Here is a 21,457-nt window from a genome sequence, read left to right as displayed (position 1 = left end):
GTCGTCCCGACCATACCTCCGCGCGAAATGCCGGACCAGGCAGCCCCTGACTATGACCGGCATCGAAACGGATAGGCTGTGGCACACCATGGCTGAAACCACCGTCGTCCACCTTTTGCGCCACGGTGAGGTGCACAATCCCGGCGGCATCCTGTACGGCAGGCTGCCCGGCTACCACCTGTCCGACACCGGCAGGCTCATGGCCGAGACGGTCGCCAAGGCCGTCGGCGGCCGCGACATCGTCGCCGTCCACAGCTCGCCGCTCGAACGCGCGCTGGAGACCGCGGCCCCGCTCGCCGACAAGCTCGGCCTCGACGTGACCAAGGACGACCGCCTGCTCGAAGCGGCGAACATGCTGCAGGGCCGTCCGGTCGGCCAGGGGCTGGCCATCCTTCGCAACCCGCGCAACTACCGCTATTTCTGGAACCCGCTGCGCCCGTCGTGGGGCGAGGCGTACCCGGCGATCGTGGCGCGCATGAAGGCGGCCGTCGACGACGCCAGGGCGGCCGCGCGCGGGCACGAGGCCGTGCTGGTCAGCCACCAGCTCCCGATCTGGACGATCAGGATGGCCGCCGAGGGCCGCCGGCTCTGGCACGACCCGCGCCGCAGGCAGTGCGCGCTGGCCAGCCTCACCACCTTCACCTTCGAGGGCGACCGCCTGGTCAGCGTCGGCTACAGCGAGCCGGCCGGGTCGCTGAGTTCGGGGCCGTCGATACCAGGGGCCTGATGTCGGGGCCATGTCTGCCCGCCGGTAGAGTTGCAAGCTCTACCGGTTGTAGTACAAGGAGATCATCCTCCGTGCGCGCGACGTCCATCTCCCTCGTTCTCCTGGCCGCGCTGGCCGCGGGCTGCGCGGCAAACCAGAGCGGGCAGCCCCAGGTGGGCGACACCCGGTTCGTCGCGGGCGACGGCAAGATGCAGGTCTTCGACGCCGCCGACCGCAAGGCGGCCCCGCCGGTCGAGGGCCCCACGCTCGACGGCGGCACGGCCTCGCTGGCCGCCCACAAGGGCAAGGTCGTGGTGATCAACTTCTGGGCCTCGTGGTGCGGCCCGTGCCGGGCCGAGGCGCCGGTGCTCAAGGAGGTCGCCGCCAAGACCAAGGGCGACGTGCAGTTCATCGGCATCGACTTCAAGGACCGCCAGGCCGACGCCCTCGCCTTCGAGCGCACCGAGCAGACCGGCTACTCCCACATCTTCGACCAGCCCGGCAAGGTCGCGCTGTCCTTCCAGGGCACCGTGCCGCCCGCGGCGATCCCGTCCACGCTGGTCATCGACAAGCAGGGCCGCATCGCGGCCAGGGCGCTCGGGGCGGTCAAGTACAGCGACCTGATGAACACGGTGACCAAGGTGCGCGATGAGTGACGTCGTCGCCTCGGGCTCGTTGCTGCTCGCGGTGCCGATCGCGCTGCTGGCCGGGGTGGTGTCGTTCCTGTCGCCGTGCGTGCTGCCGCTGGTGCCGGGCTATCTGTCGTACGTGACGGGCATGAGCGCCGACCCCAAGCGGGGGCGGCTGGTGCTCGGCACGGTGCTGTTCGTGGCCGGGTTCGCGCTGGTGTTCGTGCTCAGCGGCGCGCTGTTCGGCGGGCTCGGCTCGATCATGCTGGGCAACGCCCAGGTCATCACGCGGGTGCTCGGCGTCCTGACGATCCTGCTCGGGCTGGCCTTCCTCGGCGTGCTGCCCGGCCTGATGCGCGACGTGCGCATCCACAAGCTGCCGGCCGCGGGCCTGGCCGGCGCGCCGCTGCTCGGCGTGGTGTTCGGCCTCGGCTGGACGCCGTGCATCGGCCCCACGCTGGCCGTCGTGCTCACCCTCGGGCTCAACGAGGGCAGCGCCTCGCGCGGCGCGCTGCTGGCCGTGGCCTACGCGCTGGGCCTCGGGCTGCCGTTCGTGGCCGCCGCCCTGGCCTACAGCAAGGCCCTGCGCACGTTCCAGGCCGTGCGCAAGCACACCCGGCTGATCACCAGGATCGGCGGGGGCATGATGGTGGCCGTCGGGCTGCTGCTCGTCACCGGACTGTGGGGTGCGATGATCGCGGCCATGCAGGGGCTCATCGGCGCGTTCGAGCCGGTGATCTGATGAGCGTCGACGAGCTGGTGCGCGAGGAGCGCGAGCCGCGGCAGGCCAGGCTGGGGCCGGTCGGCTGGCTCCGGTGGGGCTGGCGCACCCTCACCTCGATGAAGACCGCGCTGATCCTGCTCTTCCTGCTGGCGCTCGGCTCGATCCCGGGCTCGCTGGTGCCCCAGCGCAGCGTCGAACCCGACAAGGTGGCCCAGCTCTACCAGCAGAACCCCACCCTGGCCGAGTGGTACGACCGCTTCCAGCTCTTCGAGGTGTTCACCTCGGTCTGGTTCGCCGCCGTCTACCTGCTGCTGTTCACCTCGCTCGTCGGCTGCATCATCCCGCGCACCGCCACCTACCTGCGCGAGCTGCGCCGCAAGCCGCCCGCCGCGCCCAAGAACCTGTCCCGGCTGCCCCACTCCGACTCCTTCGAGGGCGACCTCACGGTGGAGGAGGCCGCCGGGCGGCTGCGCAGGATGCGCTTCCGCGTCGTCACCGGCGACGGCTGGGTGGCCGCCGAGAAGGGCTACCTGCGCGAGACCGGCAACCTGTTCTTCCACGTCGCGCTGATCGGCATCCTGCTCGCCGTCGGCTTCGGCTCCCTGTACGGCTACCGCGGCAACGTCCTGGTCGTGGAGGGCGACGGCTTCGCCAACACCGTGGCCGCCTACGACAGGTTCATCCCCGGCAGCCGGGTCTCGGCCGAGTCGCTCCAGCCGTTCTCGTTCGAGCTGACCGACTTCAAGGCCACCTACCAGGTCGAGGGCGACAAGAAGGGCCAGGAGCTCGACTACTCCGCCTACCTGAAGGTGCACGACGAGCCCGGCGCGCCCGCCCGCGACTACGAGCTCAAGGTCAACGACCCGCTGGAGGTCGACGGGACGCAGACGTACCTGATCGGCCACGGCTACGCGCCCGTCTTCAAGGTCACCGACGGCAAGGGCCAGGTCGCCTACGAAGGGCCCGTGGCCTGCCTGATCGACCAGAAGGCCACGCTGACCTCGTCGTGCGTCGTCAAGGTGCCCGACGCACAGCCGTCCCAGCTGGGGTTCCTGCTGCGTTTCCTGCCCACCAGCGTGCCGCTGACCGACGGCAACTACGCCTCGGCCTTCCCCGGCGAGCTCCAGCCGCAGGTGCAGCTCCTCGGCGGTTACGTGGGCGACCTCGGCATGCGGTCGGGCAAGCCGCAGTCGGTCTACAAGATTCTGCCGGACGAGCTCGACGGCAAGGTCGTGCCCGTCGTGCGGGGATCGTTCGCGACCAAGCCGCTGTCGGTGGGGGAGTCCGCCGAGCTGCCCGGCGGGGCGGGGAAGCTGGAGTTCACCGGCGTCAAGGAGTGGATCACGCTCCAGACCGCCTACGACCCCGGGCGCGTGCCCGCGCTGATCGCCGCGGCCGTCGCGGTGGTCGCCATCGCGCTGTCGTTGATGATCCGCCGCCGGCGCGTCTGGGTGCGGGTCAGGGAAGGGCGGGTCGACGTGGGCGGCCTGACCCGTACCGAGGGCTCCGCGGCGGGCTTCGCCGAGGAGTTCGCCGAGATCGTCAAGGCTCTATCAGCAGGAGAACAGCATGTCCGCTGAGCAATTGGCCGGGCTGAGCGACAACTTCGTCGTCGGCGCCGTCCTGCTCTACATCATCGCCATGGTGGGCTTCGCGATGGAGCTGGCCTTCGGAAGGGCCGTCCTGGGCAAGGCGGCCGTGAAGCGGGCCGCCCGGCAGCCCGTCACGGTCGGCGCACCCTCCGAAGGCGATGCCGGGCCCGAGGCCGAGGCGCCCGCCGCCGATCCGCTGCCTGTCCTGGCGGGCGGGGCCAAGGCCGGGCGGGTCGCGCTCGTGCTGGCCTGGATCGGGTGGGCCGCCAACCTCGGCGCCATCATCACCCGCGGCCTGGCGGTCGGCCGGTGGCCGTGGGGCAACATGTACGAGTTCGTGGTGGCCATCTGCTTCGCCGCCGTGACCGCGTTCCTGTTCACCCAGGTCCGCCAGAACGTGCGGTTCCTGGGCGCGTTCGTCATGATCGCCGCCACGCTCGGCCTCGGGTTCGCGGTCAAGGTGCTCTACACGGCGGCCGGGCCCGTGGTGCCGGCGCTGAACTCGTACTGGATCGCGATCCACGTCACCGCGGCGATCCTGGCCAGCGGGCTGTTCACGCTGGCCGGCGTGTCGGGCGTGCTGTTCCTGGTGCGCGGCGAGGGGCTGTCGCGCCTGCCCAGCCGCGACGACCTGGAGCGGGTGGCCCACCGCGCGATCGTGCTGGCCTTCCCGCTGTGGACGTTCGCCGTCATCGCCGGCGCGCTCTGGGCCGACCGCGCCTGGGGCCGCTACTGGGGCTGGGACCCCAAGGAGGTCTGGTCGTTCATCACCTGGGTGGCGTACGCGGCCTACCTGCACGCCAGGGTGACGGCCGGCTGGCGGGGCAGGGCCGCCATGATCGTGCAGCTGCTGGCGTTCGGGTGCCTGATCTTCAACCTGGTCGGCGTCAACATCTTCATCTCCGGCCTGCACAGCTACGCCGACGTCAGCGGTTAGTCCTCGCCGCGCATCCGCCGGTCGAGATCTCGCAGGAAGTCGGGGTCGTCGTCCGGGCCCTTCGGCGCGCCCGGGCCCGGCGGCACCGGCCACGGGTCGCGCTCGGCCCTGGGCCGCCCGCGCAGCATCCAGATCACGCCGCCGAGCAGCGGGACCAGCACGACGATGAGGACCCACAGCGCCTTTGGTACGTTCCTGACCTCTTCCTCGGGTGCGGTGATGACGTCGAAGAGCGAGAAGAGCCAGAAGGCCAGCAACGCCAGGCCGATCAGAACACCTGCCATGCCCGAACTGTAAGCCATCCGCGACGTGATCGTGTCGGACGATGTCCCGTTTCGGATGACTCGGGAAGATCGGCGTCGTACCGTGGAACCCGGTTCGCCATGGACGCGGCGTGAAGGGGTGCGATGGCCTTTTCTCACGACAAGGGCCGACATCGGCGCGGCCGTTGGTGGCGCCGCGGGTCGTACCTGTTCTCGCGGCGTGACGAGGCTCCTCCGGACGCGGACCGTTCCTTCTGGTCCCGACGGAAGGAGAGCCGCCCGGAGGCCCCGAGAGAGCAGCTCAAGGACGCCGAGCGGCGCAGGGAGCAGCAGCCGGAGCGGTTCGCCCGTCCCGGCGGCCCCCAGCGGCGCGAGGTCACCTGGGACGGCCTCTCGCTGCGCGAGCGCGCGCCACGCCTGCCCGCCGCCGTCGCCGAACGCCCCCGCTACACCTGGTACGACTTCGAGCTCGACGACACGCCGCCCAGGGCCCAGCCCAACAGGCCGGAGGCCCCCTCCATCGGCGACGGACTGCGCCACTGCGGCAAGCTGGAGAAGATCCTCCACCGCCAGTGGGACGCCCGGCACGGCCCGCCCTCCAAGGACGCCGTACGCGCGGTGGAGAGCCTGGCCCGGCTGCCCGACCGGCTGAAGGAGCTGCTGGCCGCCGGTCTCGAAGGCATCTACGTCGGCCCCGGCGGCGTCCCCGACCTCGACGACATGGGCTACTTACGCGGCGCGCCGCTCCCGTCCGGCCGGGCCACCTGGGACATCTGCGCCGGCGCGTACGGCGACCGCAAGATCGTGGTGGGCGACCGCCCCTCACCCACGCCGGACGTGATGATGCACGAGGTCGGCCACGCCATCGACGACCTGGACTCGTTCCACGGTGAATGGGTGTCGGACTCGCCGGAGTTCGTCCGGCTCTACGAGAACGCCTTCCCCAAGCTGGCCTCGACCTTCCACCGGCAGGGCAACGGCCTGGGCCGCAAGGAGTTCTTCGCCGACGCCTTCGCCGCCATCGCCGCCCGCCAGCGCCCGGCCCTGGTCGACATGCTCGGCGGCGACACACGGATGGCGCTCGACGTCATGCTCTTCTTCAACCGGCGCTACGGAATCTAGGTGATCAGCCATGTACGTCATCCGGCTCGCTGACGGGACCCTGCGCGTGCCGCAGAGCCTGACCAGCGAAGACGGGCGTCTGATCGGCAACGCGTACGTGGACGTGCAGCCCGGCGATCCCGACTACGACAAGTGGCTGCCCGAGTCGCTGACCGAGGAGGAGGCGGCCGAGCGCCGCAGTCGCTGGGAAGAGGAGAACGACGACCTCGAACGCGAGTTCCTGGCCTTCAAGGCCAGCCAGGAGGACGCCTGAGAAGGACCGGCGCCAGCCACGGTCGGCGGTTGGCGCCGCCCCGTGCCTGCCGTCGGGAAGTGTGGCCCGCAGGCACGCTCGACCACGGCCTCACGACGTGAGGCGGATTGAGGTCCCGCCAGCGGTGATCCTGGCGGATCTCAGGATCACCGACTAGACGGAACGTCAGACGCGCGGGGACTCACCTGCTGGCCTGTCGGCCGTGAGAACGTCCTCGCCTCGAAGAAGGGCGTGCACTTCCGACTCGCGGAAGCGCCGGTGCCCTCCGGGGGTGCGGATACTGCTGATGCGGCCTGCCGCAGCCCAGCGCGTAACCGTCTTTGGGTCTACCCGGAAGAGGGCGGCAACCTCTCCTGGGGTCAGCAGACGCTCGCTGCTACTCTCCACCAATCTCTCCCCCTCGCATCCCGCTTCCTGCCAGCGGGCGGACAGGTAACCAGTGTGTCGAGCGAAGCCTGATTTATCCGTGGTTTTCGACAAAGATCACGGGTTGTTATCAGCTGACTGCCCGATTGTTATATGATAGAGCCTCTTTGGGGCTCTCGTGGGTGTTTCTTTACGAAACACCCTTACTGGGCACAGTAGCAGCGCTCGCGTCCGATGCGAAGAGCGACCGCTACGCAGGGACGAGTAACCTCGAACCCGTGCATCCCGTTCTCGTTTACACCGCGTCGCGGATCGGCCTGTTTGTCGTGACCCTGGGTGTTCTGTACCTCGTCGGCCTGCAAAACCCGCTGTTCCTGCTCGCAGCCGCTTTCGTGATCAGCGGCATAGCCAGCTACGTGCTGCTGTCGAGGCAGCGTGACGCCGTCAGCGCACGGCTCAGCGGCCGGATCGACCGGCCGGAGCCGCAGGACGACTAGGGCAGGGGGAACATGCCAATCCGGGCATGGTACTCCCGTCCGAGTCGCGTTGTGTCACTACCGACTAGTAGGCCGGTCTTGTGCGCCAGAAATGCCTTCACGCCGATGCCCCGCTCCCGGCCGGGATTCCAGGCGAGCGCCTTTCCCGTACGCGGATGAATGGCGCCGATGCCCTCGCGGGGCACCGCTCCGGGGCCGGCCGAGTCGCGGCCCTGCGGATTGTCCAGCCAGCGCTGGTGGCCGCCGACATACACGGCTGAGCCGGTGACCGCCACCGCGTAGAGCGAGTCGCCGCCGGTGGCGTTGGTCCAGGTCGGCCTGACGTCCGGGCCTGCGGCGTACGTCTCGAAGCGGGTGGCCGTGTCGCACATGCGGCCCTTCGGGCCCCCGGTCGTGACCACCACGAAGGAGCGGCCGTCGGGTGCGAAGTCCAGGCCGCGCACGTAGGAGGGGAACGCCTCCGCGCAGCGCTGGGCGTAGACCTCGGTGCGCCAGTCGGCGACCCTGGCCACGGGCCCGCTGACGTCGATCAGCCCGAGCTGCGGCCGGGACCGCCCGCCCAGCGTGGTGAACGAGCCGTCGACCGCCAGCCGGCCGCCCGACAGGGCGAGGGCCTGGACCTTCACCCTGGGCGTGAGCGGCTCGCCCGGCGTGACGGCGAAGCCGGGGTCGGCCACGCCCGTCGCGGCGTCGAGCCCGGCCAGGGCGACGCGCGGCCGGACGAAGTCGCCGCCGACGTAGAGCCTGGAGCCGTTCCTGACCACGGCGGTGACCATGCCCCCGTCGATCCGGGGCATGAAGCCGTCGACGAGCTGCCCGTCGGCGACGTTGATCCGGGCGAGCGCGCGGGCGCCGACGTTGTTGACGCCGGGGAAGGCGCCGCCCACGTAGACCGTGCCGTGGTCGCCGGCGGCCAGCCCGTAGACCGGCCCGGCGACGGACGGCGCGAAGCCGCGCAGGATGCGGCCGGTCGCCAGGTCGTAGGCGAACAGGTTGGCCCGGCGCAGCGTGTACGTGCGCCCGGCGTCGCTGACCTCGCTGAACGAGCCGCCGACGACGACGGTGCCACCGACCAGCGCGATGGCGTTGACGATGCCGTCGAGGACGTGGGGGGTGTTGTCGACCGGGTCGGCCGAGACCACACGCGAGTGCGCGACGGGGGCCGAGGCGATGATCGCCGCAAGGGCGACACGGGCAAGCATTCACCAACAACTAGCAGACGTTCGGTAGCGGTGCCGCTACTTTGCGTCAATTGCCGCAAGGGCCGGGCTCGCCGGCGGCCCGGTGGTGGCTGGTCAAAGGCCGTAACGCCCGGCGAATACCGCACGGGCCGCCTGAGTACTCTTGTCCGCATGACGCGCGCTCAGTTGGACAAGCAGCCGGACGAGGTCGCCGCGATGTTCGATCGCACCGCCCGGCGCTACGACCTGGTCAACGACGTGGCCTCGCTGTGGCAGGTCAGGTTCTGGCGCAAGGCCGTGGCCGCCGCCGTCGACGCGGGCCCCGGCGAGGTCGTGCTCGACCTGGGGGCCGGCACCGGCACCTCCACCGACAGCTTCACCGGCCTCGGCGCCCGCGCGGTGGCCTCCGACTTCTCCCTCGGCATGTTGCGCACGGGCGTGCAGCGGCACGGCGGCAACGCGCTGAGCGGGCCCGGCATCCCGTTCGTGGCCGGCGACGCGATGCGGCTGCCGTTCGCCGACGACGTCTTCGACGCGGTGACGATCTCGGTGGCGCTGCGCAACGTGCACGACACCTCGCAGGCGCTGCGCGAGATGCTCCGCGTGACCAGGCCGGGCGGCCGGCTGGTGATCCTGGAGTTCTCGCACGTCACGTTCGGGCCGTTCGACCTGGTCTACCGCGAATACCTGATGAGGGCCCTGCCCAAGGTGGCCAAGGTGTTCGGCTCCAACGACGACTCCTACGACTACCTGGCCGAGTCCATCAGGGACTGGCCCGACCAGCGGGCGCTGGCCCGGACGATCGGCGACGCCGGCTGGGAGCGGGTCGCCTGGCGCAACCTGACGATGGGCATCGTCGCCGTCCACCGGGCGTTCAAGCCCGCCTGAGCCGCGAGGCGGGCGGCCATGGCGGGAGTTCCTGGAATCGTTTTCCGGCTTTCCGCCCGTCTCGGCTTTGATGTGTCGGAGGGAAGCCGCGTGCAATTCCCGCTGGGATGACTTCAGGGCCTCTTTCCGGGACGAAACCAGGGGCGAGGATTGCCATCGCACTTTGTGGGCATATCTCTCGATTTCTCGGAAGGAGCCCCGCCGGCTGCTGATGGAGGAGCCGCCGCTGCGCTGCTCGACCGCGCTCGACGAGGCCGTGCCGCGCCGGCGCTTCGGGACACCGCCATGGACGAGGAGGAATCGCGGGAATTCATCGCGTCGTCGGCAGATCAATCGTAACGACATGGTTATCGCGGCGCGTCTTGCAGGTCCGGCCGATCTTCTGTTGGCTACCGTCATTGGTCCAGACCAATGAGACTCGGGAGGTAGTCCGTCCGATGAGCGGCCCCACTGTCTCGCCGGGCGGACGGCGCAGGAGCAGTCTCAGCGCGGCCGCCGGCGAGTGCGTCGAGTTCGCCCGGAGCACGACCGGCGACGTGCTGTCGCGTGACTCGAAAGACCTCTCGGGCGGAGTGCGCAACGCCGAGTTCGAAGTCTGACGTTCCCGTGCCCGGCCCTTCGTTGACGACGGAGGGCCTTCTTGTGTCCAGGATCCGTACCCCGACTGCCACTATGTACAGGAAAAGCAGTAGACTGCGGGCCGACAAGTTTGTGAAGGGGTTCACAAAGGAACGAAGGCGCAAGACCCCGAGGCCTTCGAGCGTGTAGGACAGGACAGTCCAGTGACCGTGCCACCAGCCATACAGGCTGACGCCGACGTCATCGTCGTCGGCGCCGGTCCCGCCGGTTCCGCAACCGCCTTTTACCTCGCTCAGGCCGGTCTCGACGTGCTGCTCCTGGAGAAGACCAGGTTCCCCCGCGAGAAGGTCTGCGGCGACGGCCTGACGCCACGTGCCGTCAAGCAGTTGCTCAACATGGGCGTCGACATCGACGCGCCCGGCTGGATCAGGAACAAGGGCCTGCGCGTCGTCGGCGGCGGCCTCCGCTTCGAGCTCGACTGGCCGCAGTTGGAGCGCTTCCCCGACTTCGGCCTGGTCCGCACCCGCAAGGACTTCGACCAGATCGTCGCGGCCAACGCGGTCAAGAACGGCGTGCGCCTCATGGAGGGCGTCACCGTGACCGGGCCGGTGCTCGACGACCGCAGCGGGCACATCGTCGGCGTGCGCACCAAGGACGGCGCGACGTACCGCAGCCGGGTGGTCGTGGCGGCCGACGGCAACAGCACCCGCCTGGCGATCGGCATGGGCCTGCACAAGCGGGAGGACCGGCCCATGGGCGTGGCCGTCCGCACCTACTTCGAGAGCCCCCGCCACGACGACGACTACCTGGAGACCTGGCTGGAGCTGTGGGACGGCGACACCCTGCTGCCCGGCTACGGCTGGGTGTTCGGGGTCGGCGACGGCACCGCCAACGTCGGGCTCGGGCTGCTCAACACCAGCGCCCAGTTCGGCAACATCGACTACCGCGACCTGTTGAAGCGCTGGTGCAGGGCCATGCCGGCCGACTGGGGCTTCACCGAGGAGAACATGACGGCCCCCATCCGCGGCGCCGCTCTCCCGATGGCCTTCAACAGGCAGCCGCACTACACCCGGGGTCTTATCCTCGTGGGTGACTCCGGCGGGTCCATCAACCCGTTCAACGGCGAGGGCATCGCCTACGCCATGGAGACCGGCGAGATCGCCGCCGAGATCATCGCGAAGGCACTCAAGGACACCACTCCCGCACAGCGCGAGCGGATCCTGAGGACCTACCCCCAGGTGATGAAGGACGCCTACGGCGGCTACTTCACACTAGGGAGGTTGTTCGTCGAGGCGATTGGGAAGCCGGGTGTGATGAGCTTCGGGACCAGGCACGGCCTGCCACACCCGAGGCTGATGCGCTTCGCGCTCAAGCTCCTTGGTAATCTCACCGACCGGCGAGGCGATGCGTCCGACATGATCATCAACGCTCTCTCGAAGGTCGCCCCACCAGCATGATTCCCACGACAGACACATCAAGCTGCGCGCCCGCGCGCGCGGCGACTCCAGAGGAGGCGTAGCGATGGACCTTTACGTGCCCATCCTGGTGCTCGCCGTTCTCGCGGGGGGCTTCGCGATCTTCTCGGTCGCCATCGCTCCCTTCACCGGACCCAAGCGCTGGAACCGCGCCAAGCTTGACGCCTATGAATGCGGCATCGAGCCGACGCCCCAGCCGGTCGGTGGCGGACGGTTCCCGCTCAAATACATGATCACCGCGATGCTCTTCATCGTGTTCGACATCGAGATCATCTTCCTCTACCCGTGGGCGGTCTCCTTCGCGCCGCTGAAGAACGACGCGGGCACCACCATCGCGTCCGGCCTCGGGCTGTTCGCGCTGGTCGAGATGCTGCTGTTCATCGTCACCGTGCTCGTCGCATACGCGTACGTGTGGCGCCGCAAGGGTCTGGACTGGGACTGAAAATGGGACTTGAAGAGAAACTCCCCAGCGGGTTCATCCTCAGCACGGTCGAAGCCGCCGCAGGATGGGCGCGGAAGAGCTCGGTGTGGCCGGCCACGTTCGGCCTCGCGTGTTGCGCCATCGAGCTGATGGCCACCGGTGGCCCCCACTACGACCTGGCGCGCTTCGGCATGGAGCGCGCTTCGGCGTCTCCCCGCCAGGCCGACCTCATGATCGTCGCCGGGCGCGTGTCGCAGAAGATGGCGCCCGTCCTGCGGCAGATCTACGACCAGATGGCCGAGCCCAAGTGGGTCATCGCCATGGGCGTGTGCGCCTCCAGCGGCGGCATGTTCAACAACTACGCCATCGTGCAGGGCGTCGACCACGTCGTGCCGGTCGACATCTACCTGCCCGGCTGCCCGCCGCGGCCCGAGATGCTGATCGACGCGATCGTGAAGCTGCACGACAAGATCCAGAACATGAAGTTCGGCGCTCACCGCGCCAAGCAGATCGAGGACCTCGAACTGCGGGCGCTGCGCACGCTGCCGCTGATCGACCAGGGGGCCGGAAAGTGACCTCGCCCGACCACCTTCCCGGGAGCCCGGAGAGCGGGGAGGCCCCCGAGGCCGCCTCGGTCCCGGCCGTCCCCGAGACGCCCGTCGCCCGGCACGGCATGTTCGGCGCGCACGACTCCGGCGACACCTCCGGCTACGGCGGTCTCGTCGTCCGCCGGGCGCCGCAGATCTCCACGCCCCGCCCGTACGGCGGCTACTTCGACGAGCTGGTCGACGCCCTCGCCCTCGACGACGCCATCGAGCGCGTCGTGGTCGACCGCGGCGAGCTGACCCTGCACGTCCGCCGCGAGCGTCTGGTGGAGGTCGCCCAGAAGCTGCGCGACGACCCGGCCCTGCGTTTCGAGCTGTCGCTCGGCGTCTCCGGGGTGCACTACCCGCACCTGAAGGGCGAGGAGCTGCACGCCGTCTACCACCTGTGCTCGATCACCCACAACAGGCGCGTGCGCCTGGAGGTCAGCGCACCGGACACCGACCCGCACATTCCATCGACCGTGGGCGTTTACCCTGGTCATGACTGGCATGAGCGGGAGACGTACGACTTCTTCGGAATCGTCTTCGACGGCCATCCGTCGCTCACCCGGATCATGATGCCGGATGACTGGGACGGTCACCCGCAGCGCAAGGACTACCCGCTCGGCGGCATCCCGGTCGAGTACCGGGGCGCCACCATCCCCTCGCCGGACCAGAGGAGGTCTTACTCATGAGCACCGCTTATGACGAGGCGACAGAGGGCAAGGTCTACTCGGTCACCGGCGGAGACTGGGACGAGGTCGTCGGCGGCGCGCGCGACACCGAGGAAGAGCGCCTGGTCGTCAACATGGGCCCGCAGCACCCGTCCACGCACGGCGTGCTCCGCCTGGTCCTGACGCTCGACGGTGAGACGGTCACCGAGGCGCGCAGCGTCATCGGCTACCTGCACACCGGCATCGAGAAGAACATGGAGTACCGGACGTGGACCCAGGGGACCACGTTCGTGACCCGCATGGACTACCTCTCGCCGATCTTCAACGAGACCGCGTACTGCATGGGCGTGGAGAAGCTGCTCGGCATCACCGACCGCGTGCCCGAGCGGGCGCAGGCCATCCGCGTGATGATGATGGAGCTCAACCGCATCGCCTCGCACCTGGTCGCGATGGGCACGTTCGGCATGGAGCTGGGCGCGACCACGCCGTTCCTGTTCGGCTACCGCGACCGTGAAATGATCATGGACCTGTTCGAGTACATCACGGGTCTGCGCATGAACCACGCCTACGTCAGGCCGGGCGGCGTCAGCGTCGACCTGCCCGCGGGCGCGGTCGACAAGGTGGGCGAGTTCCTCAAGGAGATGCCCAAGCGGATCAAGGACATCCGCAAGCTCCTCGACGAGAACCCCGTCTACGTGCGCCGCACCAAGGACGTGGGCTACCTCGACCTGACCGGCTGCATGGCGCTGGGCATCACCGGCCCGATCCTGCGCGCCGCCGGGCTGCCCTGGGACCTGCGCAAGTCGCAGCCCTACTCCGGCTACGAGACGTACGAGTTCGAGGTCGCCACCGAGCGCGGCTGCGACGTCTACTCGCGCTACCTCGTGCGCATGCGGGAGATGGAGGAGTCGCTCAAGATCATCGAGCAGGCTCTCGACCGCATCGCCGGCCCGCTCAAGGGCGACCCGGTCATGATCGAGGACAAGAAGATCGGCTGGCCCGCGCAGCTCGCGCTCGGCCCCGACGGCTTCGGCAACTCGCCCGACCACATCGCGCACATCATGGGCAGCTCGATGGAGGCCCTGATCCACCACTTCAAGCTGGTGACCGAGGGCTTCCGGGTCCCGGCCGGCCAGGCGTACGCGAGCATCGAGTCGCCCAAGGGCGAGCTCGGGGCGCACGTCGTCAGCGACGGCGGCACCCGCCCGTACCGCGTGCACTTCCGCGAGCCTTCCTTCTGCAACCTGCAGGGCTTCCCCGCCATGGCGGAGGGCGGCCAGGTCGCCGACGTGATCGCCGCGGTGGCTTCTATCGACCCCGTCATGGGAGGTGTGGACCGGTGACTTACTCACCGGAAGTCCGCGAGCGTCTCGAACAGGACGCCAAGGAGATCATCGGCCGCTACCCCAAGACGCGGTCCGCCCTGCTGCCGCTGCTCCACCTCGTGCAGTCGGCCGACGGCTACGTCTCCGACGACGGCAAGGAGTTCTGCGCCGAGATGCTGGGCCTGAGCAAGGCCGAGGTCACCGGCGTGGCCACCTTCTACACGATGTACAAGCGCAAGCCGGCCGGCGACTACCACGTCGGCGTCTGCATCAACGCGCTGTGCGCCGTCATGGGCGGCGACGAGATCTGGGACGAGCTGTCCGAGCACGTCGGCGTCGGCCACGAGGAGACCACCGGCGACGGCAAGATCTCGCTGGAGCGCCTGGAGTGCAACGCGGCCTGCGACTTCGCCCCGGTCATGATGGTCAACTGGGAGTTCTTCGACAACCAGACCCCCGACTCGGCCAAGCAGCTCGTCGACGACCTGCGTGACGGCAAGGACGTGCGGCCGACCCGCGGACCGAAGAAGCTCTGCACCTTCAAGGAGGCCTCGCGCGTGCTCGCGGGCCTGCCCGACGACCTGGCGGGCGACGGCCCGTCGGCCGCCGGCCCCTCGCTGGAGGGCCTGAAGGTGGCCAAGGCCAACGGATGGAAGGCCCCCGAGGCATGAGCACCACACTGACCCCGGTCCTGACCGCCAACTGGGACCAGGCCGACTCCTTCACCCTCGACGGCTACGGCGGTGACTACAAGGCGGCCAAGAAGGCGCTGGGCATGGACCCTGACGCCGTCATCCAGGCGGTCAAGGACTCCGGCCTGCGCGGCCGCGGCGGCGCGGGCTTCCCCACCGGCATGAAGTGGGGATTCATCCCGCAGGGCGACGGCAAGCCCCACTACCTCGTCGTCAACGCCGACGAGTCGGAGCCGGGCACCTGCAAGGACATCCCGCTGATGATGGCCAACCCGCACTCGCTGGTCGAGGGCGTCATCATCACCGCGTTCGCGATCAGGGCCAACTACGCCTTCATCTACGTGCGCGGCGAGGTGCTGCACGTCATCCGACGGCTGCACGCGGCCGTGCGCGAGGCGTACGAGAAGGGCTTCCTGGGCGAGGACATCTTCGGCTCCGGGTACAACCTGGAGCTCGTCGTGCACAGCGGCGCCGGCGCGTACATCTGCGGCGAGGAGACGGCGCTGCTCGACTCGCTGGAGGGCTTCAGAGGTCAACCGCGACTCAAGCCCCCGTTCCCGGCCGTGGCGGGCCTGTACGCCTCGCCGACTGTCGTGAACAACGTCGAGTCGATCGCCAGTGTTCCCTCGATCATCAGCAACGGCGCCGACTGGTTCGCCTCGATGGGCACCGAGAAGTCCAAGGGCTTCGGCATCTTCTCCCTCAGCGGCCACGTCACCAGGCCCGGCCAGTACGAGGCCCCGCTCGGCATCACGCTGCGCGAGCTGCTCGACATGGCCGGCGGCATCCGCGAGGGGCACCAGATCAAGTTCTGGACCCCGGGCGGCTCGTCCACGCCGATCTTCACCGACGAGCACCTCGACGTGCCGCTCGACTTCGAGGCCGTCGGCGCCAAGGGCTCGATGCTCGGCACCCGCGCGCTGCAGATCTTCGACGAGACCACCTGCGTGGTCCGCACGGTGCTGCGCTGGACCGAGTTCTACGCCCACGAGTCCTGCGGCAAGTGCACGCCGTGCCGCGAGGGCACGTACTGGCTCAAGCAGGTGCTCAAGCGCCTGGAGAAGGGCCAGGGCACCGAGGAGGACCTGTCCACGATCACCGACATCGCGGACAACATCCTCGGCCGCTCGTTCTGCGCCCTCGGCGACGGCGCGACCAGCCCGATCCACTCCTCGGTGAAGTACTTCCGCGAGGAGTACCTCAAGCACTTCGAGATCGGCGGCTGCCCGTTCGACCCGAAGAAGTCCACTCTCTGGGGTGAGCAGTGACCGTCGTAGAAACAGAAACCACCCTGGTGACCCTCACCATCGACGGGTTCCAGGTCAGTGTCCCCAAGGGCACCCTGATCATCAGGGCCGCCGAGCTGCTGGGCATCCAGATCCCCCGGTTCTGCGACCACCCGCTGCTCGACCCGGCGGCCAACTGCCGCCAGTGCCTCGTCGACATCCCCGACGCGGGCAACGGCCGCGGCTTCCCCAAGCCGCAGCCGTCCTGCGCGATCGAGGTCGCCGAGGGCATGGTCGTGCAGACCCAGCTCACCTCGCCGGTCGCCGAGAAGGCGCAGCGCGGGGCCATGGAGCTGCTGCTGATGAACCACCCGCTCGACTGCCCGGTCTGCGACAAGGGCGGCGAGTGCCCCCTGCAGAACCAGGCCATGTCGAACGGCCAGGGCGAGTCGCGGTTCCAGGAGCAGAAGCGCACGTTCCCCAAGCCGCTGCCGCTGTCCACGCAGGTGCTGCTCGACCGTGAGCGCTGCGTCCAGTGCGCCCGCTGCATCCGCTTCTCCGACCAGATCGCCGGCGACCCGCTCATCGAGTTCTTCGAGCGCGGCGCCAAGGAGCAGGTCCGGGTCGCCGACGGCAAGCCGTTCAACTCCTACTTCTCCGGCAACACGGTGCAGATCTGCCCGGTCGGCGCGCTCACCGGCGCGGCCTACCGGTTCCGGGCGCGCCCGTTCGACCTGGTCTCCACGCCGAGCGCGTGCGAGCACTGCGCGTCGGGCTGCTCCCTGCGCACCGACCACCGGCGCGGCCGGGTGACCCGCCGCCTGGCGGGCAACGACCCGCAGGTGAACGAGGAGTGGAACTGCGACAAGGGCCGCTGGGCCTTCTCCTACGCCACCCAGCCCGACCGGCTCAAGACGCCTCTGGTGCGCAACGAGGAAGGCGTGCTCGTGCCCGCCTCGTGGCCGGAGGCGCTGGCGGTCGCCGCCGAGGGTCTGGCCGCCGCCCGCGGCCGGGCCGGCGTGCTGGTCGGCGGCCGGGTCACGGTCGAGGACGCCTACGCCTACAGCAAGTTCGCCCGGGTCGCGCTGGGCAGCAACGACATCGACTTCCGCGCCCGTCCGCACTCCGCCGAGGAGGCGCAGTTCCTGGCGCACGCGGTCGCCGGCAAGGGCATCGAGATCAGCTACACCGACCTTGAGAAGGCTCCGGCCGTGCTGCTCGTCGGGTTCGAGCCCGAGGAGGAGTCGCCGATCGTCTTCCTGCGCCTGCGCAAGGCGTGGCAGAAGAAGGGGCTGAAGGTCACCGCGATCGCGCCGTTCGCCTCCGCCGGGCTGGCCAAGATGGGCGGCACGCTCATCGCCACCGCCCCGGGCGCCGAGGCCGACGCGATCGGCGACCTGGTCGGCACGCTGGCCGAGGGCACGATCGTGCTGGCCGGCGAGCGGCTGGCCACCGTGCCGGGCGCGCTGTCGGCCCTGGTCCGCCTCGGCGCCGGCTCCGGCGTCCGGCTGGCCTGGGTGCCGCGCAGAGCCGGTGAGCGCGGCGCGCTCGAAGCCGGCGCGCTGCCCAACCTGCTGCCGATCGGCCGTCCCGTGGACGACGAGGCCGCCAGGACCGAGGTCGCCAGGGTCTGGAACGTGGGCTCGCTGCCCGCCGTGCCCGGCCGCGACACCGACGGCATCATCGCCGCCGCCCGCGCCGGCGAGATCGACGCGCTGGTCGTGGCCGGCGTCGACCCGCACGACCTGGCCGACCCGGCCGCCGCGCTGGAGGCGCTGGAGAACACGCCGTTCATCGTCAGCCTGGAGATCCGCGCCAGCGCCGTCACCGACCGCGCCGACGTGGTGCTGCCGGTCGCGGCGGTGCAGGAGAAGAGCGGCACGTTCGTCAACTGGGAGGGCAGGGGCCGCTCGTTCGAGGCGCCGCTGCGCGTGCCCGGCCTCCAGAGCGACCTGGCCGTCATCGGCAACCTCGCCGACCGCATGGACGTGCACCTCGGCCTGCCGGACGCCAAGGCCGTCCGGCGCGAGCTGGCCAGCCTCGGCGCCTGGCGCGGGGTCCGCGTCGCCGCGCCGAGCACCGCCACCCGCGCCCAGGCCGCCCCGGCGGCCGGCGAGGCGCTGCTGGCGACCTGGCACCTGCTGCTCGACGAGGGCAGGCTCCAGGACGGCGAGCCGTACCTGGCCGGCACCGCCCGCGCCACCGAGGCGCTGGTGTCGGCGGCCACGGCGGCCGAGATCGGCGTCATCGACGGCGACAAGCTCGTCGTCGGCGGCCCCGGCCCCAACGCGGTCACGCTGCCGGTCCGCGTCGCCGACCTGCCCGACCGGGTGGTCTGGGTGCCGGCGAACTCCGGCGGCTGCTCGGTCACGCGCGACCTGCGCGCGCTGGCCGGCGACATCGTCACGATCGGGAGCGCATCATGACCCACGTTCTCGCGGCCGATCCCACCCTTGCCGACTTCGGCAAGGACCCGCTGTGGATCACCATCATCAAGGCCGTGATGCTGTTCGCCTTCCTGATGCTGGGCATCCTGTTCGGCGTCTGGTACGAGCGCAAGCTGATCTCGCGGATGCAGCACCGCTACGGCCCCAACCGGGCCGGCAAGTTCGGTCTGCTCCAGTCGGTGGCCGACGGCATCAAGATGGGTCTGAAGGAGGACATCTTCCCGCGGACCGTGGACAAGGTGCTCTACCTGCTGGCCCCCGTGATCATGGTCGTGCCGGCGTTCCTGGCCTTCTCGATCGTGCCGTTCGCGCCGATGGTCAACCTGTTCGGCGTCCAGACGCCGCTGCAGCTCGTCGACCTGCCGGTGGCGGTGCTGTTCATGCTGGCCATGGGCGCCATCTCGGTCTACGGCGTGGTGCTGGCCGGCTGGTCGTCGCGCTCGCCGTACGCGCTGCTGGGCGGTCTGCGGTCGGCGGCGCAGGTGGTCTCGTACGAGATCGCGATGGGCCTGTCGTTCGTGGCGATCTTCCTGTTCGCCGGGACGCTGTCCACCTCCGAGATCGTCAAGGCGCAGGGCGAGCAGGGCTGGTTCGTCTTCCTGCTGATCCCGTCGTTCGTGATCTACGTGATCTGCATGTTCGGCGAGGCCGCCCGAATCCCGTTCGACCTCCCCGAGGGCGAGGGTGAGCTGGTCGGCGGCTTCCAGACCGAGTACTCCTCGTCCCTGAAGTTCGCGCTCATCATGATGGGCGAGTACCTGCACACCTTCACCGCCTCGGGCATCGCGGTCACCCTGTTCCTGGGCGGCTGGCGGGCCCCGTGGCCGATCTCCCTGTGGGACGGCGCCAACACGGGCTGGTGGCCGGTGCTGTGGTTCTTCATCAAGTTCGTGCTGACCTTCAGCTTCATCGTGTGGGTGCGTGCCTCGCTGCCGCGCGTGCGCTACGACCAGCTCATGTCCCTGGGCTGGAAGGTGCTGATCCCGGTGAACCTGGCCTGGATCCTGCTCGTCGCCGCGGCTCGCAACGTGGTCGTCAACGAGGGCAACAAGACGGTCGGCATCGTGATCGGCGCGGTCATCGTGGTCGGCGCGCTGGCCATCTGGATGCGGTTCGACACCGTCAACCAGCGGCGCAAGGAGGCGCGCAAGGCCGAGGTGGAGGCCGAGTTCGAGCAACTGTCCGACGAGCCGACGGCCGGCGGCTTCCCTGTGCCGCCGCTCGATCTGCCGCACTACCACGGGGTGCAGCACAAGGAGATTCCCAGTGGGACTAACTGATTGGCTGAACCCCGTCAAGGGCTTCGGGGTCACCTTCCACACGATGTTCAAGAAGCCCGTCACGACCAACTACCCGGAGGTCAAGAAGCCGACGGCTCCTCGCTTCCACGGTCGTCACCAGCTCAACCGCTGGCCGGACGGGCTGGAGAAGTGCGTCGGGTGCGAGCTGTGCGCGTGGGCGTGTCCGGCGGACGCGATCTACGTCGAGGGCGCGGACAACACCGACGAGGAGCGCTTCTCGCCGGGTGAGCGTTACGGGCGCACGTACCAGATCAACTATCTGCGGTGCATCCTGTGCGGCCTGTGCATCGAGGCCTGCCCGACCCGCGCGCTCACCATGACCAACGAGTACGAGCTCGCCGACAGCAGCCGCGAGAGCCTCATCTACACCAAGGAGATGCTCCTCGCGGACCTGACGCCGGGCATGGAGCAGCCGCCCCACCCGATGCGTCTCGGCGAGACCGAAGAGGACTACTACCGGCTGGGACGAACCAATGGGTGAGACCATCACATTCTGGGTTCTCGCCGTCGTATCGGTCGGCGCGGCGCTCGGCATGGTCTTCAACAGGAAGGCCGTCTACTCAGCGCTGATGCTCGGCACCGTGATGCTCTGCCTCGCGGTGCTCTACGCCGTCCAGGACGCGCCCTTCCTCGCCGCGGTGCAGATCATCGTCTACACCGGCGCCATCATGATGCTGTTCCTGTTCGTGCTCATGCTGGTGGGCGTGGACTCCTCCGACTCCTTCGTGGAGACGCTGAGGGGCCAGCGCTTCTGGGGCGCCCTCGCGGCCCTCGGCTTCGCCGTCCTGATCATCCTGGCGGTGGGCAACGCGATCTTCTCCGGTGAGGCCGGCCTGGCGCAGGCCACGGCGCAGGGCGGCTACGTCCGCTCGATCGCGCTGCTGCTGTTCACCAAGTACGTCTTCGCGTTCGAGGTCACCTCGGCCCTGCTGATCACCGCCGCCCTGGGCGCGATGGTCCTGGCGCACCGGGAGAAGTTCACCGAGAAGGCCACGCAGAAGGACCTCTCGCGCGCCCGGTTCCTCGGCGAGCGTCCCTCGCCGCTGCCCGGCCCCGGCACCTACGCCAGGAACAACGCCATCGACATGCCGGCGCTGCTGCCCGACGGCTCGGTCGCGGAGTCGTCGGTCAACCGCTACATCGCCCGCTACGACGTCGAGCACGGCCACCTCCCCGAGGACCCGAAGCTCGCCGAGGCCATCAAGCACACGGCCGAGGATGACGCCGAGGAGACGACCAACGAGGTGACCAAGTGACGACCCACTACCTGATCCTGTCGGGTGTGCTGTTCGCGATCGGCGCGCTCGGCGTGCTGATCAGGCGCAACGCGATCGTGGTGTTCATGTGCGTCGAGCTCATGCTCAACGCCTGCAACCTCGCGTTCGTCACCTTCGCCAGGCAGAACGGCAACCTGGAGGGCCAGATCATCGCGTTCTTCGTGATGGTGGTGGCCGCGGCCGAGGTCGTCGTCGGCCTGGCCATCATCGTGACGATCTTCCGAACCCGCAGGTCCGCGTCCGTCGACGACGCCAACCTGCTGAAGTACTAAGAGGTGACTGGTGGAATCTCCTGCTG

At 69.4% G+C, this 21,457-nt stretch carries 25 protein-coding genes; 22 read left to right on the top strand and 3 right to left on the bottom strand.

What is annotated here, in order from left to right:
* The first annotated feature begins 88 nt into the window (after window positions 1-88).
* The 5 genes from ACIBK9_RS02535 to ccsA all read left to right on the top strand — a co-directional run bounded on the left by ACIBK9_RS02535 (window position 89) and on the right by ccsA (window position 4,588).
* The gene (locus tag ACIBK9_RS02535; protein WP_358290273.1) at window positions 89-727 is read left to right on the top strand and encodes a histidine phosphatase family protein; all 639 of its coding nucleotides are present in this window, start codon (window positions 89-91) and stop codon (window positions 725-727) included.
* Window positions 728-798: 71 nt separating this feature from the next.
* A complete protein-coding gene (locus ACIBK9_RS02530) occupies window positions 799-1,362 on the top strand; it encodes a TlpA family protein disulfide reductase (RefSeq protein ID WP_397154606.1) in 564 nt (187 codons plus the stop codon).
* A complete protein-coding gene (locus ACIBK9_RS02525) occupies window positions 1,355-2,077 on the top strand; it encodes a cytochrome c biogenesis protein CcdA (RefSeq protein ID WP_364327320.1) in 723 nt (240 codons plus the stop codon). The genes ACIBK9_RS02530 and ACIBK9_RS02525 overlap by 8 nt, the downstream gene beginning before the upstream one ends.
* The gene (locus tag ACIBK9_RS02520; RefSeq protein WP_397154603.1) at window positions 2,077-3,639 is read left to right on the top strand and encodes a cytochrome c biogenesis protein ResB; all 1,563 of its coding nucleotides are present in this window, start codon (window positions 2,077-2,079) and stop codon (window positions 3,637-3,639) included. Before ACIBK9_RS02525 ends, ACIBK9_RS02520 begins: the two co-directional genes overlap by 1 nt.
* Complete coding sequence (ccsA, locus tag ACIBK9_RS02515; RefSeq protein ID WP_397154601.1) at window positions 3,629-4,588, top strand: cytochrome c biogenesis protein CcsA; 960 nt, start codon at window positions 3,629-3,631, stop codon at window positions 4,586-4,588. Before ACIBK9_RS02520 ends, ccsA begins: the two co-directional genes overlap by 11 nt.
* Here ccsA and ACIBK9_RS02510 read toward each other — a convergent pair.
* Window positions 4,585-4,872, bottom strand: a complete 288-nt coding sequence (locus ACIBK9_RS02510) for a PLDc N-terminal domain-containing protein (RefSeq protein ID WP_352322521.1) — start codon at window positions 4,870-4,872, stop codon at window positions 4,585-4,587. The genes ccsA and ACIBK9_RS02510 overlap by 4 nt on opposite strands.
* 123 nt (window positions 4,873-4,995) lie before the next feature.
* Between ACIBK9_RS02510 and ACIBK9_RS02505 the strand changes: the two genes are divergently transcribed.
* Window positions 4,996-5,973 (top strand): hypothetical protein, encoded by a 978-nt coding sequence (locus ACIBK9_RS02505; RefSeq protein WP_397154599.1) that lies wholly within the window; start codon window positions 4,996-4,998, stop codon window positions 5,971-5,973.
* Between the two features lie 10 nt (window positions 5,974-5,983).
* On the top strand, window positions 5,984-6,226 hold the full coding sequence (locus ACIBK9_RS02500) for a hypothetical protein (RefSeq protein ID WP_357966334.1): 243 nt from the start codon (window positions 5,984-5,986) through the stop codon (window positions 6,224-6,226).
* 165 nt (window positions 6,227-6,391) lie between these two features.
* On the opposite strand, the gene ACIBK9_RS02495 is transcribed toward ACIBK9_RS02500, so the two are convergent.
* Complete coding sequence (locus ACIBK9_RS02495; protein WP_026214226.1) at window positions 6,392-6,613, bottom strand: BldC family transcriptional regulator; 222 nt, start codon at window positions 6,611-6,613, stop codon at window positions 6,392-6,394.
* Between the two features lie 257 nt (window positions 6,614-6,870).
* On the opposite strand from ACIBK9_RS02495, the gene ACIBK9_RS02490 reads away from it, so the two are divergent.
* Window positions 6,871-7,089: a DUF4229 domain-containing protein gene (locus tag ACIBK9_RS02490; RefSeq protein ID WP_352357263.1), complete on the top strand. Its 219-nt coding sequence runs from the start codon at window positions 6,871-6,873 to the stop codon at window positions 7,087-7,089.
* Here the strand turns inward: ACIBK9_RS02490 and ACIBK9_RS02485 are convergent.
* The gene (locus ACIBK9_RS02485) at window positions 7,086-8,291 is read right to left on the bottom strand and encodes a hypothetical protein (protein ID WP_397154596.1); all 1,206 of its coding nucleotides are present in this window, start codon (window positions 8,289-8,291) and stop codon (window positions 7,086-7,088) included. The genes ACIBK9_RS02490 and ACIBK9_RS02485 overlap by 4 nt on opposite strands.
* Window positions 8,292-8,441: 150 nt before the next feature.
* Between ACIBK9_RS02485 and ACIBK9_RS02480 the strand changes: the two genes are divergently transcribed.
* The 14 genes from ACIBK9_RS02480 to nuoK all read left to right on the top strand — a co-directional run bounded on the left by ACIBK9_RS02480 (window position 8,442) and on the right by nuoK (window position 21,431).
* Window positions 8,442-9,158 (top strand): demethylmenaquinone methyltransferase, encoded by a 717-nt coding sequence (locus ACIBK9_RS02480; protein WP_397154594.1) that lies wholly within the window; start codon window positions 8,442-8,444, stop codon window positions 9,156-9,158.
* Window positions 9,159-9,595: 437 nt separating this feature from the next.
* Window positions 9,596-9,757, top strand: a complete 162-nt coding sequence (locus ACIBK9_RS02475) for a DUF397 domain-containing protein (protein ID WP_397154592.1) — start codon at window positions 9,596-9,598, stop codon at window positions 9,755-9,757.
* A gap of 183 nt (window positions 9,758-9,940) precedes the next feature.
* Complete coding sequence (locus ACIBK9_RS02470; protein WP_352322514.1) at window positions 9,941-11,194, top strand: geranylgeranyl reductase family protein; 1,254 nt, start codon at window positions 9,941-9,943, stop codon at window positions 11,192-11,194.
* Window positions 11,195-11,258: 64 nt separating this feature from the next.
* Window positions 11,259-11,654 (top strand): NADH-quinone oxidoreductase subunit A, encoded by a 396-nt coding sequence (locus ACIBK9_RS02465; protein WP_352322513.1) that lies wholly within the window; start codon window positions 11,259-11,261, stop codon window positions 11,652-11,654.
* A gap of 2 nt (window positions 11,655-11,656) precedes the next feature.
* The gene (locus tag ACIBK9_RS02460) at window positions 11,657-12,208 is read left to right on the top strand and encodes an NADH-quinone oxidoreductase subunit B family protein (protein WP_352322512.1); all 552 of its coding nucleotides are present in this window, start codon (window positions 11,657-11,659) and stop codon (window positions 12,206-12,208) included.
* A 98-nt stretch (window positions 12,209-12,306) separates the two neighbouring features.
* Entirely contained in the window at window positions 12,307-12,912 is a 606-nt protein-coding gene (locus tag ACIBK9_RS02455; protein WP_358290768.1) for an NADH-quinone oxidoreductase subunit C, read from the top strand.
* Window positions 12,909-14,234 carry an NADH-quinone oxidoreductase subunit D gene (locus ACIBK9_RS02450; protein ID WP_358290248.1) on the top strand — a complete coding sequence of 442 codons (1,326 nt, stop codon included), beginning with the start codon at window positions 12,909-12,911 and terminating at the stop codon, window positions 14,232-14,234. Before ACIBK9_RS02455 ends, ACIBK9_RS02450 begins: the two co-directional genes overlap by 4 nt.
* The gene (nuoE, locus tag ACIBK9_RS02445) at window positions 14,231-14,887 is read left to right on the top strand and encodes an NADH-quinone oxidoreductase subunit NuoE (RefSeq protein ID WP_387678071.1); all 657 of its coding nucleotides are present in this window, start codon (window positions 14,231-14,233) and stop codon (window positions 14,885-14,887) included. Before ACIBK9_RS02450 ends, nuoE begins: the two co-directional genes overlap by 4 nt.
* On the top strand, window positions 14,884-16,176 hold the full coding sequence (gene nuoF, locus ACIBK9_RS02440) for an NADH-quinone oxidoreductase subunit NuoF (RefSeq protein WP_352322509.1): 1,293 nt from the start codon (window positions 14,884-14,886) through the stop codon (window positions 16,174-16,176). Before nuoE ends, nuoF begins: the two co-directional genes overlap by 4 nt.
* On the top strand, window positions 16,173-18,560 hold the full coding sequence (locus ACIBK9_RS02435; RefSeq protein ID WP_364327291.1) for an NADH-quinone oxidoreductase subunit G: 2,388 nt from the start codon (window positions 16,173-16,175) through the stop codon (window positions 18,558-18,560). The genes nuoF and ACIBK9_RS02435 overlap by 4 nt, the downstream gene beginning before the upstream one ends.
* Window positions 18,557-19,861: an NADH-quinone oxidoreductase subunit NuoH gene (nuoH, locus tag ACIBK9_RS02430; RefSeq protein ID WP_352322507.1), complete on the top strand. Its 1,305-nt coding sequence runs from the start codon at window positions 18,557-18,559 to the stop codon at window positions 19,859-19,861. Before ACIBK9_RS02435 ends, nuoH begins: the two co-directional genes overlap by 4 nt.
* A complete protein-coding gene (nuoI, locus tag ACIBK9_RS02425) occupies window positions 19,848-20,363 on the top strand; it encodes an NADH-quinone oxidoreductase subunit NuoI (protein WP_352357245.1) in 516 nt (171 codons plus the stop codon). Before nuoH ends, nuoI begins: the two co-directional genes overlap by 14 nt.
* The gene (locus tag ACIBK9_RS02420; protein WP_352357243.1) at window positions 20,356-21,138 is read left to right on the top strand and encodes an NADH-quinone oxidoreductase subunit J; all 783 of its coding nucleotides are present in this window, start codon (window positions 20,356-20,358) and stop codon (window positions 21,136-21,138) included. The genes nuoI and ACIBK9_RS02420 overlap by 8 nt, the downstream gene beginning before the upstream one ends.
* Window positions 21,135-21,431: an NADH-quinone oxidoreductase subunit NuoK gene (gene nuoK, locus ACIBK9_RS02415; protein WP_352322504.1), complete on the top strand. Its 297-nt coding sequence runs from the start codon at window positions 21,135-21,137 to the stop codon at window positions 21,429-21,431. The genes ACIBK9_RS02420 and nuoK overlap by 4 nt, the downstream gene beginning before the upstream one ends.
* The last annotated feature ends 26 nt before the right edge of the window (window positions 21,432-21,457 follow it).

It is taken from the genome of Nonomuraea sp. NPDC050227, assembly GCF_044459705.1.
Lineage (GTDB): Bacteria > Actinomycetota > Actinomycetes > Streptosporangiales > Streptosporangiaceae > Nonomuraea.
This window is presented reverse-complemented; position numbering and strand designations above follow the sequence as displayed.